Genomic DNA, 16,520 nt, shown 5'->3' on the forward strand with positions numbered 1-16,520 from the left:
TATGAAAAAGCAATTACTGAGCGTATTTTTCTTGATCGCTGTTTTTTGCCTGAGTCATCAGGTGCTGGCCCAAGGGGTATTAAAAGGCAGGGTGATAGATGAGCAAAACTTATCTATGCCGGGAGCTAATGTGGTGCTGAAAAACACAACATTAGGTACGATTACAAACCAATCCGGCGATTATTCTATTGTTGATCTTCCTGAAGGTTCCTACGAAGTTCAGGTTTCATATTTGGGCTATGGCTCTATGGTTCATGAAACCACGATAGAAACTGGTGAAACTACCACGTTGAATTTTAAATTGGATCAAACTACTATCGAAAGTCTGGAGTTTGTGGTGATGGGAGATCGTTTAAAAGGGCAAGCAAAGGCTCTTAATCAGCAGAAGAACAATGCAAATATTACTAACGTGGTATCGTCTGATCAAATAGGCAGGTTTCCTGATGCCAATATTGGCGATGCGCTAAAAAGAGTCCCTGGGATTACTATGCAAAATGATCAGGGAGAAGCGCGGAATATTATTATCCGTGGCCTTGCCCCTCATTTAAACTCGGTGACGCTGAATGGAGAGAGGATACCCTCTGCCGAAGGAGACAACAGAAATGTGCAGATGGATTTGATTCCTTCGGATATGATTCAGACCATAGAAGTGAATAAGGCCGTACTTCCAAGTATGGATGCAGATGCTATTGGTGGATCTGTAAATCTTGTGACCCGTCAAGCTCCAAATGCACTTAGGATTTCCGGAACGGCGGCCTCTGGTGTCAATTTGCTGTCCAACAAACCCATCTGGACAGGTGGAATGATCATTGGCAACCGCTTTTTTAATGATAAATTTGGTGTCATTTTTTCGGGGTCTTACAATAATCACCGTTTTGGTTCAGACAATATTGAGGCAGTTTGGAAAAACTATGAAAATGGAGCTGCACTAGAGGAGTTTGATATTCGAAAATATAACGTACAACGGGTTCGTCGATCAGCTTCTATGGCATTTGATTACGATATTAACGATAATCATACACTATTCCTTTCCGGGATGTACAACCACCGGGATGATTGGGAAAACAGATTTAGAATGCGGGTAAGCCAGCTGGACGATTCTTTTGAAGATGGAGACTTCACGGAAATCAGCCCTGGCAAGTATCTTACCAAAGGGCGTGTGGAATATGAGACAAAAGGTGGTCTGGATAGTGATAGGAACAAAGCTGCTAGACTTGAGGATCAACGGGTTTATAATACGACATTAGGCGGTAGCCATTTGTTCAATAAACTTAAGATGGACTGGTCTGTAACCTATGCTAAGGCATCAGAGGAAAGGGAATTTGAACGTTACGCCTCCTTCAGATCCTCCGGACAGGACATCACTGTTGATATCTCTAATCCCGACAAACCTTATGCTAATCTGACTAACCCGGCTGACAATCTTGCTATTGGGTTAAACGGACTATCTGAGCAGTACGGGTACACCTCTGATCGTGACTTGAATGGAAAGCTGGACTTCAAATTACCGTATAGTCCTAAAGGGGTATTGCAGTTTGGGGCTAGGTATCGTGGAAAAGATAAAGATCGCGGCAATAACTTCTACGAATATGAGCCTTTGGATGCGGAGGCTTTTGGAGAAACTCTTGAAAGTGTGCCAAATGTCAATTACTCAGACCCGGATTTTCTGGCAGGATCTCAGTATCAGGTCGGTACCTTTATGGATCCTAACTATTTGGGAGGGTTGGATTTTGGAAATGCCGGATTATTTGAAGAGAGTGATGTCCCGGAGGAATATGCCCCAGGAAATTATACTGCAAAAGAAACAATTACCGGAGGTTATGTAATGGCTGATCATCAGTTTTCGGATAAGTTCTCTGCAATTTTCGGTGTGAGAGTGGAGCATACTTCCATAGATTACACCGGAAATATCTTTGACGTGGATAACGAAGAAATTTCTTTGGCTGAAGGAGAACAGCGGTATACCAATTTCATGCCTGGTATACATCTGAAATACAATATGAATTCAACGAGTATTTTGAGATTTGCATGGACTAATACACTAGCCAGACCGAATTATTTTGACTTGGTACCTTATGCCGAATTCAGTCCTGAAGATGAGGAATTGACTCGGGGCAATCCCAATCTAAAACCGGCTACAGCTATGAATTTTGATTTAATGGGTGAACAATATTTTGATAATATAGGACTCATTTCACTTGGTGGGTTTTATAAGGATATTGACGATTTCGTTTATACGATTACCTCTCAGGGATATAGTGATCCTCAGTTTGGCTCTGGCCTACAATATTCCCGTCCTGAAAATGGAGGTACTGCAAAAGTTTATGGTCTGGAAGCTTCAATCCAGAGGCAGATTTGGAAAGGGATTGGCATTTATCTGAATTATACCTACACCCAATCGAACACCACGGGTATTGAGGGCAGGGATAATGATGATATAGTACTGCCGGGAACAGCTGACAACATGTTCAATGCCTCCCTATCTTATGAAAACAAGCGGCTTGTAGCCCGAGTTTCTTTGAATTATGCATCAGATTACCTGGATGAACTGGGTGGAGAAAGCTTTGAAGATCGCTATTATGACAAGCAGACATTTTTAGATGTAAATGCTTCATATGCAGTTACACCCAAATGGCGTGTGTTTTTTGAAGGGAATAACCTGACCAACCAGCCTTTGAGATACTATCAGGGAATTAAGTCCAGAACCATGCAATCCGAATTTTACAATGCGAGATTGAACTTCGGGTTAAAATTCGATTTGTTCGAATAGTAGATTGTTATGAAATAGAAATGGCAGCTGGTTGATTTGGCTGCCATTTCTATTGGTATTGTGTATGGATTTTCTTAGCTCAAAAATAGATAGTACGCAATGAATGTGGTAAGCAAGGAGATACCAAGGCTCAGTGAAATGATTTTTGGATAATTTGTTACCCATTGGGCTTTTTTATTGTTTTCTATAATCAATTGCCTATTAGGTCTAACAATCTCCTGTACTAGAGCGAGACAGCCTAAAAAATAAATAGATAAAATAAGAATAAAACTTGCGGCGATTTCCATGACATTCAAAGTTGAGCTTCAAATTTAGCAGCAATTTTAGAGGAAGTCATTTCAAACAGCAAACTTAACAATTTGGTAATGAGGAAAAAGGCGATTGTCTAAAATCGCCTTTTAAGTTACATCTGCCTATTTGATTGCGATTTTATCAGCATCTCCATCAGGATCTTCTATGGACGCACCTCCATTTTGCGGTGTCCCCCAGATTAAAATACCACACACGTGTGGCGAAGCCATTGAAGTTCCGCTGTAAGTTGCATATCCTCCAGGCACTGTAGAGATTATGCCAACTCCCGGTGCAGCGAAATCGATAGGAGGGTTGCCATAATTGGAGAAGTTAGCGAACTTATCCAAGCTGTCAATTGCCGAAATTGTATAAATATTGTTTCCGTTTACTCTGGCCGGTGATGAATAGTTGGCATCTTCGCTTTCATTTCCAGCAGCCAAAGCAACTTTTATACCCGCATTTCCCAACGCAGTTACTGCATTGTCCAGGGCGGTGGACACAGGTCCACCAAGACTCATATTGGCGACATCTCCCGGATTGGCATTCGCGGTGACAAAATCAACTCCCGCAATAACCCCGGAATAGCTCCCGGAACCTCTAGAATCCAACACTTTTATTGGTACCACTGTCACGCCTGCCGCTACGCCAACAACTCCTATGGAGTTGTCAATTGCACCGATGGTTCCGGACACGTGAGTGCCATGCCCATTTCCGTCAGATTCTAAGTTTGAATCTTTCCCTTTGGTGAACGCATTAAACCCATTGCTTACATTCACATTTAGGTCAGGATGTGTAGAATCTATACCCGAATCGATCACATAGGCTTTTTTAGATCCTGTATAAGGATCACCACCGCCAACTCTGGTGATTCCATAAGGGACCTGCTGTGAGACGGATCCTCCCCCACCTCCTGGTCCTTTGCCAGGAGGTGGGGCAAGCGCAATTACCCGATCGGGTTCTATTTCTTTTACTGATGGATCTTTTGCTATTGATTCGAGCTGTTCATCGGTTAAGGAGACAGCAAAACCATAAATAGAATTTCCATAAACGTAGCTCAAATTATCTTCAGAAATCCTATACTTTGCCAATAGCTCTGAACTGGTTTTACGCATGTTAGCCTGGGCGAGCTTGTATGATAGGTCCTTGCGAAAATTTACATCAGAAGGCTGAAATGTCACGATGTATTGCCCGGGAATGATGTCTCCGGACTTATATTGTACAAGCTCAAGCGAATCTCCTGTAAGTGGTGATTCCGGTTCCTGCTGACATGAAAATGCGAGTGACCCGATGAGGATTCCTGCGAATAGAACAGGTTTTTTCCAAAGGTGTTTTTGGTTGATCATAAAGATAAGTGGTTAAAGTTTGAATTAAACTGACTTATAGGTCACAGATTGAGCGCAGTCAACTGATATAATATCAGGAGAATATGTCAATATCCCAATTTTTCAAAGCTTATAACCAAGTCAAAAACACTCATGAATCAGCATGAAATACCAGGATATCATGAGCAAAAGCAGGCCGAATATAGAAGAAGGAGGGAGAGAGCATAAAACAGGTGGGAGTATAAAAATTAATAGCCAGACATCACTAAACCGCGGAGCCCGTAATAGCCGAGTTTGGTGAGCTTGAAGAACTGCCATTGTCTTGATGGGAAAAAGAGGTTTTCAGAAAATATGCCCCGGGAATCCTGGGGCATATTGGTTATTTTTTTATTGGACTTTCAATCATTTTTCCAGTTCGAATCTTTCCTTCTAATGTATTGGCAATTCCTTCCCGGTCTAGCTTGATAACTCTGCCCGAAGAGGGAATACCTGTAATCTCCTCAATAGCTGTTCTCAGCATGATCTCATTTACATCTCCTAATTGTCTTAGGAATTCTGTGTTTTCCTTGACAGCAATATTTGGAGTAAATCCGGTGCTGTAATCGGATTGATCTAAGCTGTTAAAACTTTGGGTAACAATAGGAAGTAAGCCATAGTTGTTTTCTGGGTTCTCTTCATCTTCTATCGCGACAGAGCCTACATTTTTACCATAAGTGACATCACCTATCAAGAAGACATCCATGTAGGGTCTCAGTCCGTTGATAATTAGCTCAGATGCTGAAGCTGTTCCGCTGGAGGTCAGTACATAAAGTCGATTGCCGGTTAGTGTGCTGCCAAGGTTTTGTGCTTTATTCAAAAATGCAGTTTGTACATTACTTAGTGAGGGTACTTCGGCCATTAGGAGGGTATTGTATTTGGTCTTCGAGAAAATATCAGAATCAGTCACCCCTGGACCTATTAGGCTCGCTAAATTCAAAGCAGAACTGACATAGCCTCCGCCGTTATATCTAAGGTCTAATACCAAGTGATTAATATTCTCAGCTTTCATTTTTTCAAATGCGGCATCCATTTCTCTATCGTATTTAGTTTCGTCTGCTGCCGTGCCCGGTGCAAAAAAGTTATACACCACATATCCGATCTTTTGATTATTGATCGTGTATACCGTATCCAAGAAATTGGGATCTTCTGAGAGTTGCACAGGAGTAAGGGAAATATCCTGCATAGTTACATATTCTTCTGCCTCCTCATCGTATCGTCTGGGGGAAATGGTGTGGGTCGTCTCCGTCTGACCTAGAAGATCCCTATAGTTATTTATATTTATCTGAGTACCGTTGATGGCTACAATAGCGTCCCCACGCTTCAGGTCTGTTGCCGCTGCAGGGCTATTTTGCTTTACGTAAAGTACCTCTGCATATACATTGTCTGAATCAGTGATTCTGTATAACTGGAACTCGTAACCTGGATCCAGAGATATACCACTTAGTGAATTGATCAATTCCTGATAGTCTGGATAGATTACCGAAAACCGGTCCGTAGGGGTGTAAAGCAAGGATTCGAAATAATCACTGGGATCAGAAGTTGCTGCTATTGGCGTTCCCAGGTTCAGCCTCCAATAGTAAACTTCATCCATCACATCGTAAATCCAATTGTTTATTTCTTCTTCTAATGTGAGTACAGGATCTACTTTTGGATCCTTATCATCGTCCTGGTTGCAGCTCCATAGCAATCCGCTCAGGACTACCAGTAAGAAAGCTCTTGAGAGTAGGGTAGATTTCATATTTGGGAAGTTTGGATAATAACAAACGCAATACTTGCAATTCCAGTTGATTAAGGGACTATATTAATAAGCAGAACCATAGGATACGTCGTGTGTTTGACTGTCCTTTAATTCACCATTCTCACATTTCAGCACTCTATACGGGTACTTACGAAGTAAATCATAATTATGGGTTGCCATCAATACAGCAGTTCCCTTTTTATTAATTTCTTGGAAAAGTTTGAAAATTCCGTCTGCCACATCCGGATCTAAATTCCCGGTAGGCTCATCGGCAAGTAAAATTGAGGGCTCATTGAGTAATGCCCGGGCGATCACCACACGCTGCTGCTCTCCACCCGAGAGCTGATGAGGCATTTTACTTGAAGCATTGTTCAGTCCTACCAGAAGCAAGACTTCAGCCATCCTGGCGTTTATTTTTGATTTATCTGTCCAGCCGGTAGCTCTCATTACAAATGCTAAGTTCTCAGCCACTGATCGATCATTGAAGAGTTGAAAATCCTGGAAAATGATTCCGATTTTTCTTCTCAGGTAGGGGATATCCTTCGTTTTAATGTTTTTCAGGGAAAATCCTGCTACTTCGGCGCTTCCGCTTCTCAGTTCCAAATCGGCGTAGAGGGTTTTCAATAGAGAGCTTTTTCCACTTCCCGTCCTGCCGATTAGAAATACAAATTCATGCTGCTCCACCGAGAAGTTCACATCGGTAAGGATAGGGTCGATTCCCTGAAATATAGTTGCTTGGGTTACCTGAAGTACAGGATGAGTACTGAAATCCATTCTTATAATTCTAATTTTTGCAATTTCCCAAAAGGAAGATCCAGGATTAATGCTTCAAGTTCTTTTTCCTTTCCCTCCAAACCAAATTTCTCAATTTTCTTTAAAGGCCTATCAGCTCTGAAATAGGCCACTAGTACAAAGTTTTCATCTCTGATCTGAATGTAGTCAGGGATTTTTGCTTTACCTTTTACTTTGATAATATACATAGAGGAAATTAAAAAAAAGACCGACATATGCCGGCCTTTCATGATTTATTTTCCGGCTGCTTTGGCATGATCTGCCAAAAACGTTGCCAAACCGGAATCCGTAAGCGGATGGTTCAACAAGCCAGTGATTACTTTCAATGGACAAGTCACTACGTCAGCACCAACCTCAGCACATTTCAATAGATGCATGGTATGTCTTACTGATGCGGCCAAAACTTCGGTTTCGAAGCCGTAGTTGCCATATATATGAACGATCTGCGCGATTAGATCCATTCCGTCAAACGCAATATCATCCAGTCTTCCGATAAATGGAGATACATAAGATGCTCCGGCTTTTGCGGCTAGAAGAGCTTGTCCAGCTGAGAAAATCAGGGTACAGTTGGTGCGGATCCCTTCACTTTGGAAGTATTTAAGTGCTTTTAGACCATCTTTGATCATTGGGATTTTTACCACGATTTTGTCATCGATTTTTGCAAGCTCTTTCCCCTCCTTCACCATACCTTCGTAATCTGTTGCGATTACTTCTGCACTTACTTTATCATCTACGATTTCACAGATAGCTTTGTAGTGAGCTCTTACTCTTTCGTCTCCGCTGATGCCTTCTTTGGCCATTAAGGAAGGGTTGGTCGTTACACCGTCTAAGACTCCAAGGTCATAAGCTTCGCGAATGTCGCCTAAATTGGCCGTGTCAATAAAGAATTTCATGTTTGAATTGTTTAATAGGTATGGAAACAGCTTTTTTCAGGCTTTGCTATTCTTGTCTTAAATTTGAAAACAGGACAAAAGCCCTTTAAAAGGATGATTCCAAATGGATTTGATTGTGAGAAACAAAGTTAGAAGATAAATCAAGATTTGGAGCCTGATTGGAGATGCCCGTGAAAAAATAGGGCAAAAAAGAAGCGGCATCGCACCGCTCAACCACCTACCCTTGCTTCCTTCCGGACCTGGGGGATTCAGCAGGAGCTGGTCGTGCCGCCGGCGCAAAGGTAAGCAGAAAATCAGTGTATACAATAATTTTCAGCTTCAATACTGTTTTTATGGCTTTTACCGCTGACTGTGAGATGTATTAATTTTCAAATTTGAAATCGTCACGATTAAAAGCATCACTAGATTACAAGACAACGATTGTCTTAATCGTCAAAGATTCCTTTAGACCACTGAAAAACAAAAAACAAAGACATATAATTACTTAGTCTTAGCCAGATGCAGCTGGAATTCCAACACATTACAATGGATAAATTTATCTTCTGCCAGGTCATCAAAAATTTCCTCATCAAATTCCATTTCAGTTTTTTCGATCTTTCCGTCCGGATGTACGATCAACTCAATCCCGGTAAATGTATCAGGATTTACTTGTACTAAAACTTGGTAATCATCAAAAACCCGCTTGAAATACTGTGGGAATGTTGCTGCCATAGTTAAATCTATTTTTTTGTAAAACTACTCATTGGGACCGATATGCGGGTAATCAGAATAGAAAATCACCACATCCGCAGGAGCACTTTGAGTCACTTTGACCCGCTCAAACACATAAAAAGCCTGAGCTAGAAAATCTTTTTCGGTAAGAGTTTCTACCGGACTTATCGCGTGATCTTCTACTTTGAATAAGATTCCATAGGGACCAATGATTTGATAGCCATTGGCCTTATTTTTCTTTTTTACTTTATACACTTCCCCGTCCACAAACTCAAACCTGGCATTGCCCCAAAAATAGCTTCCTTTCCCTCTGGCGATTTGTAGGTTGGTTTTTGGTTCTACAATTCTCGCCTTTTTTATTTTCTTAATGTCACGATGGAAGAACAGGTGGAATTTCCGGTCGAGGTAGTCAAGATCTGCGTACCGATACCCTTTATCAATTTCCATTTTAGCCTCCTCGCCAGTTTCGGTTTCAAGGCTGACTTGATGTACCGGAGTCTTCCATTCTGCTAACGATTGCGCAGTTGAAATGCCGGTGCCTAGAAGGAATAATGTAAGAAATAGTAGGTTGTTTTTCATGTTGCCCCAGTATTGTATACTTCTTATCAACGGGTTAAAGCAATGTTAGTTTCCATTTAGTAGTGGACTCGTACTAGTCGTTTGGATATTTTTTGGCTGGGTTTATTTATATTTTTTTTGAAAAAAAACAGAATCATGCTTTGTCCTTAAAAATCCCTTTCTAAATTTGCTCTCATTCTTATGAAAACAATCGCGAACAAATACTGGTGGTGGCATTCTTACTCTTTCCAAAAGGAAGTTTAGAAAGCCCCTGCGTATAATTTTGCGTACAAACATAGTATAAAAGGCTTACTGGATTTCCGGTAAGCCTTTTTTCATGAAAAATTAACTACGAATGACTCAGGTAAAATTTCCTATACTGACTACTTACCAAAAAAGGTTAGCGGATACAATCACGCCGGTAAGCATCTATTTGCAGATTAGGGATCGGTTTGCAAATCCGATCCTGCTGGAAAGTTCAGACTATCACGGGCAGGAAAACAGCTATTCATATATCTGTTTTAATCCCCTGGCTACTTTTTCCTTCAATGCAGGAAAAGTCGTGGAAAGCCTGCCTTCGGGTAAAAAGGAAAGCTATGAAGTGAATTCTGATCAGAAACTAATGCAGTGCCTGCGTGCCTTTGGAAGTAAGTTTGATGTCGCACCGGACAATTTCAAATTTAGCTCCAATGGTCTTTTCGGATATATTCAATACGATACTGTGGCATATTTTGAGGACATTAACCTTGGAAATACCAAGCCCTCGGAGGTGCCAATGATGCAGTATTCTGTATATCAGAATGTGATAGTGGTAGATCACTATAAAAATGAAATGCATCTGCTAGAGCATAGAGTAGCGGGAGCTGAAAATTCTGAAAAAATGGAGGAAATAGAACGCCTCCTTACCAATAAAAATATTCCGAGCTACACTTTTCAGCGGGTGGGTGAAGAAGAATCAAACTATACCGATGAAGAGTTTCTGAAGATATTGAATGAGGGGCGGGAACACTGCTTCAAAGGTGACGTATTTCAGATTGTTCTTTCACGTCGGTTCAGTACCGCTTTTAAAGGGGATGAATTCAATGTATATCGTGCGCTTCGGTCTGTGAACCCTTCTCCATATTTATTTTACTTCGATTATGGCTCCTTCAAGGTTTTTGGGAGTTCTCCTGAAGCTCAAATAGTGGTGAAGGATAAAAAAGCAACCATATATCCTATTGCAGGTACTTTTCGACGCACAGGAAATGATCAAGAAGATGCTGCATTGGCGCGCAAGTTATATGATGATCCAAAGGAGAATTCCGAGCATGTGATGCTGGTGGATCTGGCACGGAATGATTTAAGCAGGTCTTCAGAGAAAGTATCTGTGGACGTGTTCAAAGAAATCCAATACTATTCACATGTGATTCATTTAGTTTCCAAGGTAACGGGGGAATTGCCTGCAGATACAAATCCTCTTCAATTGGTGGCTGATACATTTCCGGCCGGCACACTTTCCGGCGCACCGAAGTATCGAGCGATGGAATTGATCGACGAGCTTGAGAATGTATCTAGAGAATTCTATGGAGGAGCGATAGGTTATTTGGGTTTCAATGGGGATTTCAATCATGCTATTTTGATTCGCTCATTCGTCTCAGAAAACAATCAACTTAGATTCCAGGCTGGCGCAGGAGTAGTGGCCAAATCCACCATTCCTTCCGAACTGCAAGAGGTGGCGAACAAGTTGGAAGCACTGAGAGTAGCGCTGAGGGCTGCGGAAGGGATTTGAGTTTTAAAAAGCGATAGAGTGAGCAAAGTCATCTATGTCTAGAGAAGACAATTATAAAAAATAAAAGTAAACAGTTTTGAAGAGCTAATTATTTGGCAAAAAGCAATAAAGGCTCAAATAACTTATTTAAAAATAATAGAGTGTAATCAGATAGGTAAGTTAGGTCACTTTGCCACTTTTAAACTCTCATACAGAAAAAATATATAGCAATATGCGGATTCTAGTCCTCGATAATTACGACTCCTTTACCTACAACCTGGTGTATATCATCAGGCAATTGGGATATGGATCACAGATGGATGTCTTTCGGAATGATAAAATCAGTTTGGAGGATGTCTCTCTATACGATAAAATACTGCTATCTCCAGGACCTGGTGTACCTGAAGATGCAGGAATTATGCCTAAGCTTTTGAAGAAATATGCCTCCTGTAAATCAATTCTGGGAGTTTGTTTGGGACATCAGGCAATCGGCGAAGCTTTTGGGGGAGATTTGATAAATTTGTCAGAAGTACTGCACGGTGTGGCCTCTATTGTGAAAGTTGGGGATGATTTGCTTTTCAAAGGTGTGCCTGAGACGTTTAGTATTGGCCGATATCACTCTTGGGTAGTGAATGAAGCCACCCTTTCTTCGGATCTTGAGGTGGTGGCACGTACCCCGGACAATCAAATCATGGCAATAAGACATAAAGAATATGATGTCAGGGGAGTGCAATTTCATCCGGAAAGTATCCTCACCGAAAACGGCGTACAAATCATCAAAAACTGGATGGAAAGTTAAAAACAAGTAAAGTACTTACCCTACAACACTCCTAACAATGAAAGAAATATTGAATCACCTTATAGAGCATCGAACCCTCACAAGGGCAGACGCGAAAGAAGTTCTAAAAAATATTACAGCTGGAAATTACAATACAAGTCAGATTGCTGCTTTTATGACGGTGTACCTGATGCGAAGCATTACCGTGGAGGAATTGTCTGGTTTCCGAGAGGCGATGCTGGAACGATGCATTCCTGTGGAAATATCCGAGTACGATGCCATGGATCTTTGTGGTACCGGCGGAGATGGTAAGGATACATTTAATATTTCCACGCTGTCTTCCTTTGTAGTTGCGGCAGCAGGACAACATGTCGCCAAGCATGGAAATAATGGAGTTTCTTCTATCTGTGGATCATCCAATTTGCTTGCCTATTTTGGCTATGAATTTACGAGTGATATGGATCAAATAAAGAGAAGTCTCGATGAAGTGAGGATCTGCTTTCTTCATGCGCCGCTATTTCATCCAGCGATGAAGCATGTGGGACCGATCAGAAAAGACCTTGGTGTGAAGACTTTTTTCAATATGCTGGGTCCGATGGTCAATCCTAGTTTTCCAAATAAGCAGCTTGTCGGTGTTTTTAGCCTGGAATTGGCTCGGCTTTATGGGTATCTCTACCAGGATATGCAAGGCAGATTTTCGATTTTACATGCGTTGGATGGCTATGATGAGATTTCTTTGACAGGGGATTTTAAGATGATTTCCAATGAAGGAGAAAAAGTATATAGCCCAGAAAATATAGGCTTACCAAAATTGAAAGCAGCCTCCATCAAGGGTGGAGAAACCATTCAGGAATCAGCGAAAATATTTGAAAATATTCTAAAAGGGAAGGGTACCCAAAGTCAGAATTCAGTGGTCATTGCTAATTCGGCGGCGGCTCTTGTCACTGCCCGCGAAGGTCTTTCATTCCTTGATGCAGTTGGCATAGCGGAAGAGGCACTTTTAAGCCATAAAGCTCTTCGGGTTTTCAATGGCTTAGTTAATCCTAAAACAACAGTTTCTTTAGCATAGCCTATGAATATTCTAGATAAGATCATCGCACAAAAGTATGTGGAAGTGGCAGAGAAAAGGAGTTTGGTGCCGGTGAAATTGCTTGAACAAAGTATCTACTTTAATGGCAAAGTAGTGTCGATGAAAAAGTACGTGACAAATCCCGAGAAGTCGGGGATTATTTCGGAATTCAAACGGAAGTCTCCTTCTAAGGGGTTGATCAACGGATCTGCATCCGTAGAAAGTGTGAGCATTGGTTACATGCAGGCTGGAGCCTCCGCGTTGTCTATTTTGACGGATACTGATTTCTTTGGCGGAGCCAATGAGGATCTGAAGACAGCAAGAAAATTCAATTATTGTCCTATCCTCAGGAAGGATTTTGTTGTGGATGAATATCAGATTCTGGAGGCAAAATCTATCGGAGCCGATTGTATTTTGTTGATTGCGGCAGCTTTGGAACCTGCTAGATTAAAGGAATTGGCAGCTTTCGCAAAAAGACTGGGACTGGAAGTTCTGATGGAGGTGCATGATGGGGAGGAGTTGGAAAGAAGCCTTTGTGAGGATTTGGACTTGGTGGGGGTGAACAACCGCAACTTGAAGACTTTCGATGTTTCTCTGCAAATTTCCTTAGATCTGGTAGATCGTATTCCGTCGACGTTTGTGAAAATCTCAGAAAGTGGGATATCTGAGCCAAAAACATTGGTAGAACTTAAAAAAGCCGGTTTTGACGGATTCTTGATCGGGGAAAATTTCATGAAATCCAGCCGTCCTGAGCAGGCAGCTTACAATTTCATAAAGGAATATAAGAAATTACTGACTCAGGAAAGCGCACTGAACAACGCCTGATGGAAATCGGGTATGTAAGTAAAGACAAGCAGGGAGATGATTATAAATCACGCGAGATTCGATCGGACCATTGAAAACTAAAAATCAGCAGATGCAAATCAAAGTCTGTGGGATGCGGGAGCCGGAAAATATCCGGGCATTAGAAGGAATTATCCAGCCTGATTGGATGGGATTGATCTTTTATGCTAAATCTCCACGCTTTGTACCCGATACAAAAGCAGGAGAAATAGCAGAAACTTCACTTCCAAAGGTGGGAGTATTTGTAAATGAAACGGTGGAGCAGGTGCTTTCAAAAGTTGTTGAGTTTAAGCTTTCTGCCATCCAGCTTCACGGAAGTGAAAGCCCTGCGTATGTCCGGGAACTCAAATTAAAAACTGATAAGAAACTCTGGAAAGTGATCTCTGTGGGAGATGCCATTGATTGGGAAAGTCTGAGAGAATATGTTGGCTTAGTCGAATGTTTTTTATTTGACACCGCTACCGAAAATCACGGTGGTTCGGGGGAGAAGTTCAACTGGCAAGTTCTCAAAAACTACCCTTTTGAGGCTCCATTTATTCTGAGTGGAGGGATTGATGAGGATTCTGTGGAAGAGCTGCTTCGCTTTGCTGAAGATGTTCCGAAACTGAAAGGAATAGATTTGAATTCCAAATTCGAAGACGTTCCAGGATTGAAAAATATTGAGAAACTGAAAAGATTCAAAAATAAATTGCTGAGGTAGAAATAGCGTTGAACTACCATGTTCTATGGTTTGTCAACTATCAACTATAAACATATGATCAAAGTAGATGAAAAAGGGTTTTATGGCAAATTTGGTGGAGCTTACATCCCTGAGATGCTGCATCCGAATGTCGAAGAACTAAGAGAAAACTACGAGTCTATTACGACTTCACAGGAATTTCAGGATGAGTTCAGAGGTTTGCTGAAGGATTATGTTGGGCGTCCAACTCCTCTTTATTTTGCTTCCAGACTATCTGAAAAGTACGGGGCCAAAATTTACCTGAAGCGGGAAGACCTGTGCCATACCGGAGCTCATAAAGTTAATAACACCATCGGTCAGATCATTTTGGCGAAGAAACTCGGGAAAAAGCGCATTATTGCTGAGACCGGTGCAGGCCAGCATGGTGTTGCGACCGCAACTGTTTGTGCTTTGATGGGCATGGAATGTACGGTCTACATGGGAGAAATTGACATTGCGCGACAGCATCCCAATGTAGAGCGGATGAAAATTTTAGGTGCAACTGTTGTTCCGGCTACATCAGGCTCAAAGACTTTGAAAGATGCTACCAACGAAGCCATGCGCGCCTGGATCAATAATCCTGTTGATACACATTATATCATCGGTTCGGTGGTGGGACCACATCCTTACCCGGAGATGGTGGCCAGATTTCAGTCTGTGATCTCAGAGGAAATCAAATGGCAACTGAATGAAAAGGAAGGGAGAGAAAATCCAGATATCGTCATTGCCTGTGTGGGCGGTGGCTCAAATGCCGCAGGAGCTTTTTACCATTATTACAATACGCCCGAAGTCCGCCTGGTGGCTGCTGAAGCAGGAGGGTTGGGTATAAATTCCGGAAAAACTGCCGCCACGACTGCAAAAGGAACTCCCGGTATTTTGCATGGCTCGAAAACAATCCTGATGCAGACTGAGGACGGGCAGGTAGTGGAACCACATTCCATTTCTGCAGGATTGGATTATCCAGGAATAGGTCCGGTTCATGCGCATTTATTTGATGTGGGAAGAGGAGAGTTTGTGGCAGTGGAGGATAAGGATGCGATGGCAGCTGGCGTAGAATTGAGTAAGCTGGAAGGAATCATTCCAGCAATCGAATCGGCGCATGCGTTATATGCCTTGAATATGATAGAATATTCTAAAGACGATGTGATTGTAGTGAATCTTTCTGGAAGAGGAGACAAGGATCTGGAGACCTATATTAAGTGGGGAAAATATTGATTTAGGGTTTACGATTGGCGGTGTCTTTTTGAACCTCAGTCCTAATTTATAGAGCCCGATGCTTATGAATTAATCACTAATGAAAAATGTCAAGTTTGGAATGTTAATGTTCGAATTATCAAAGCTTTCCAATCTTACCACTTTCTTAAACCTTTAAACTTAATTTTCCAATCTTTCAATTTTGTGATTTTTCAATACCGAAAAAATGAACCGAATACATACCTTATTTAATACTAAAAAAGAGCGCGTTCTCTCCATCTACTTTACAGCAGGTTTCCCTGAGCTGGAAAGCACGATGGAAATCATGGAAGCGATTCAGACTGGAGGAGCAGATATCATAGAAATCGGCGTGCCTTATTCCGATCCTGTGGCTGATGGTCCGACGATTCAGGATAGCAATATGGTCGCACTGGAAAATGGGATTTCATTGAAGAAAATCTTTGAGCAAATCAAAGGCTTTCGCGCCAAAATCCATATCCCTGTAGTGATGATGGGGTATCTCAATCCTATCATGCAGTACGGGATGGAAGCGTTTTGCAAAAAGTGCAAGGAAGTGGGCGTGGATGGGTTGATCCTTCCGGACCTGCCGATGCAACAATTTATTGACGATTATAAAGAGCTTTTTGAGCAATATGGTTTGGTGAATACTTTCCTTATTTCTCCCCAGACTTCAGAAAGCCGTATCCGGGAAATCGATGAAAACACCAATGGGTTTATTTATATGGTATCATCCCATAGTATAACGGGGGCGAAGGACGGGATTTCTGATGAACAGATCGCATACTTCGAGCGGGTAAAAGCCATGAATCTGAAGAATCCCAGATTGATTGGTTTTGGGATTTCTGATGCAGAGACGTTCTCCAAAGCGTCTGATTATAGCAATGGGGCTATTATAGGATCAGCTTTTATCAAGACGGTAAAAGATTCAAGGAATCTGAGTGGAGATATTCATGAGTACCTTGCAAAAGTCATAGATAATTAAGTTAACGGTCAGCTGTCCACACACTATTTACTGTCCTGAAAACATTGAGATTTT

The 16,520-nt window shown here is 41.7% G+C and carries 15 protein-coding genes and 1 other RNA gene; 8 read left to right on the forward strand and 8 right to left on the reverse strand.

Going from position 1 to position 16,520, the window contains the following annotated elements; translation table 11 throughout:
- Nucleotide 1 precedes the first annotated feature (1 nt).
- Entirely contained in the window at nt 2-2,770 is a 2,769-nt protein-coding gene (locus AS141_RS22045) for a TonB-dependent receptor (RefSeq protein ID WP_057939880.1), read from the forward strand.
- A gap of 413 nt (nt 2,771-3,183) precedes the next feature.
- Here the strand turns inward: AS141_RS22045 and AS141_RS22055 are convergent, their stop codons facing one another.
- From AS141_RS22055 to AS141_RS22085, 8 genes are all read right to left on the reverse strand, one after another.
- Nucleotides 3,184-4,404: a S8 family serine peptidase gene (locus AS141_RS22055; protein ID WP_057939882.1), complete on the reverse strand. Its 1,221-nt coding sequence runs from the start codon at nt 4,402-4,404 to the stop codon at nt 3,184-3,186.
- Nucleotides 4,405-4,762: 358 nt separating this feature from the next.
- Nucleotides 4,763-6,160, reverse strand: a complete 1,398-nt coding sequence (locus AS141_RS22060) for a S41 family peptidase (protein ID WP_057939883.1) — start codon at nt 6,158-6,160, stop codon at nt 4,763-4,765.
- Between the two features lie 63 nt (nt 6,161-6,223).
- Complete coding sequence (locus tag AS141_RS22065; protein WP_057939884.1) at nt 6,224-6,934, reverse strand: cell division ATP-binding protein FtsE; 711 nt, start codon at nt 6,932-6,934, stop codon at nt 6,224-6,226.
- 2 nt (nt 6,935-6,936) lie between these two features.
- Nucleotides 6,937-7,140 (reverse strand): hypothetical protein, encoded by a 204-nt coding sequence (locus AS141_RS22070; protein ID WP_057939972.1) that lies wholly within the window; start codon nt 7,138-7,140, stop codon nt 6,937-6,939.
- Between the two features lie 45 nt (nt 7,141-7,185).
- On the reverse strand, nt 7,186-7,845 hold the full coding sequence (fsa, locus tag AS141_RS22075) for a fructose-6-phosphate aldolase (protein ID WP_057939885.1): 660 nt from the start codon (nt 7,843-7,845) through the stop codon (nt 7,186-7,188).
- Nucleotides 7,846-8,033: 188 nt separating this feature from the next.
- Nucleotides 8,034-8,119, reverse strand: an RNA gene (gene ffs, locus AS141_RS26135) — signal recognition particle sRNA small type.
- A 206-nt stretch (nt 8,120-8,325) separates the two neighbouring features.
- Nucleotides 8,326-8,556: a hypothetical protein gene (locus AS141_RS22080; protein ID WP_057939886.1), complete on the reverse strand. Its 231-nt coding sequence runs from the start codon at nt 8,554-8,556 to the stop codon at nt 8,326-8,328.
- 24 nt (nt 8,557-8,580) lie between these two features.
- Nucleotides 8,581-9,135 carry a hypothetical protein gene (locus tag AS141_RS22085; protein ID WP_057939887.1) on the reverse strand — a complete coding sequence of 185 codons (555 nt, stop codon included), beginning with the start codon at nt 9,133-9,135 and terminating at the stop codon, nt 8,581-8,583.
- A 334-nt stretch (nt 9,136-9,469) separates the two neighbouring features.
- On the opposite strand from AS141_RS22085, the gene AS141_RS22090 reads away from it, so the two are divergent.
- From AS141_RS22090 to trpA, 7 genes are all read left to right on the forward strand, one after another.
- On the forward strand, nt 9,470-10,882 hold the full coding sequence (locus AS141_RS22090; protein WP_057939888.1) for an anthranilate synthase component I family protein: 1,413 nt from the start codon (nt 9,470-9,472) through the stop codon (nt 10,880-10,882).
- A gap of 211 nt (nt 10,883-11,093) precedes the next feature.
- Nucleotides 11,094-11,660: an anthranilate synthase component II gene (locus AS141_RS22095; RefSeq protein WP_057939889.1), complete on the forward strand. Its 567-nt coding sequence runs from the start codon at nt 11,094-11,096 to the stop codon at nt 11,658-11,660.
- 37 nt (nt 11,661-11,697) lie between these two features.
- On the forward strand, nt 11,698-12,708 hold the full coding sequence (trpD, locus tag AS141_RS22100; RefSeq protein ID WP_057939890.1) for an anthranilate phosphoribosyltransferase: 1,011 nt from the start codon (nt 11,698-11,700) through the stop codon (nt 12,706-12,708).
- Nucleotides 12,709-12,711: 3 nt separating this feature from the next.
- Nucleotides 12,712-13,533 (forward strand): indole-3-glycerol phosphate synthase TrpC, encoded by an 822-nt coding sequence (trpC, locus tag AS141_RS22105; RefSeq protein WP_057939891.1) that lies wholly within the window; start codon nt 12,712-12,714, stop codon nt 13,531-13,533.
- 91 nt (nt 13,534-13,624) lie between these two features.
- On the forward strand, nt 13,625-14,251 hold the full coding sequence (locus AS141_RS22110) for a phosphoribosylanthranilate isomerase (protein WP_057939892.1): 627 nt from the start codon (nt 13,625-13,627) through the stop codon (nt 14,249-14,251).
- 54 nt (nt 14,252-14,305) lie between these two features.
- Nucleotides 14,306-15,484: a tryptophan synthase subunit beta gene (trpB, locus tag AS141_RS22115; RefSeq protein ID WP_057939893.1), complete on the forward strand. Its 1,179-nt coding sequence runs from the start codon at nt 14,306-14,308 to the stop codon at nt 15,482-15,484.
- 205 nt (nt 15,485-15,689) lie between these two features.
- Nucleotides 15,690-16,466: a tryptophan synthase subunit alpha gene (trpA, locus tag AS141_RS22120; protein ID WP_057939894.1), complete on the forward strand. Its 777-nt coding sequence runs from the start codon at nt 15,690-15,692 to the stop codon at nt 16,464-16,466.
- Nucleotides 16,467-16,520: the final 54 nt, after the last annotated feature.

This window comes from Algoriphagus resistens (assembly GCF_001442615.1).
Classification (GTDB): Bacteria; Bacteroidota; Bacteroidia; order Cytophagales; family Cyclobacteriaceae; genus Algoriphagus; species Algoriphagus resistens.

Coding starts and splice junctions, on each gene's coding strand:
- AS141_RS22045 (WP_057939880.1), top strand. CDS start 2: ATGAAAAAGCAATTACTGAGCGTATTTTTCTTGATCGCTGTTTTTTGC.
- AS141_RS22055 (WP_057939882.1), bottom strand. CDS start 4,404: ATGATCAACCAAAAACACCTTTGGAAAAAACCTGTTCTATTCGCAGGA.
- AS141_RS22060 (WP_057939883.1), bottom strand. CDS start 6,160: ATGAAATCTACCCTACTCTCAAGAGCTTTCTTACTGGTAGTCCTGAGC.
- AS141_RS22065 (WP_057939884.1), bottom strand. CDS start 6,934: ATGGATTTCAGTACTCATCCTGTACTTCAGGTAACCCAAGCAACTATA.
- AS141_RS22070 (WP_057939972.1), bottom strand. CDS start 7,140: ATGTATATTATCAAAGTAAAAGGTAAAGCAAAAATCCCTGACTACATT.
- fsa (WP_057939885.1), bottom strand. CDS start 7,845: ATGAAATTCTTTATTGACACGGCCAATTTAGGCGACATTCGCGAAGCT.
- AS141_RS22080 (WP_057939886.1), bottom strand. CDS start 8,556: ATGGCAGCAACATTCCCACAGTATTTCAAGCGGGTTTTTGATGATTAC.
- AS141_RS22085 (WP_057939887.1), bottom strand. CDS start 9,135: ATGAAAAACAACCTACTATTTCTTACATTATTCCTTCTAGGCACCGGC.
- AS141_RS22090 (WP_057939888.1), top strand. CDS start 9,470: ATGACTCAGGTAAAATTTCCTATACTGACTACTTACCAAAAAAGGTTA.
- AS141_RS22095 (WP_057939889.1), top strand. CDS start 11,094: ATGCGGATTCTAGTCCTCGATAATTACGACTCCTTTACCTACAACCTG.
- trpD (WP_057939890.1), top strand. CDS start 11,698: ATGAAAGAAATATTGAATCACCTTATAGAGCATCGAACCCTCACAAGG.
- trpC (WP_057939891.1), top strand. CDS start 12,712: ATGAATATTCTAGATAAGATCATCGCACAAAAGTATGTGGAAGTGGCA.
- AS141_RS22110 (WP_057939892.1), top strand. CDS start 13,625: ATGCAAATCAAAGTCTGTGGGATGCGGGAGCCGGAAAATATCCGGGCA.
- trpB (WP_057939893.1), top strand. CDS start 14,306: ATGATCAAAGTAGATGAAAAAGGGTTTTATGGCAAATTTGGTGGAGCT.
- trpA (WP_057939894.1), top strand. CDS start 15,690: ATGAACCGAATACATACCTTATTTAATACTAAAAAAGAGCGCGTTCTC.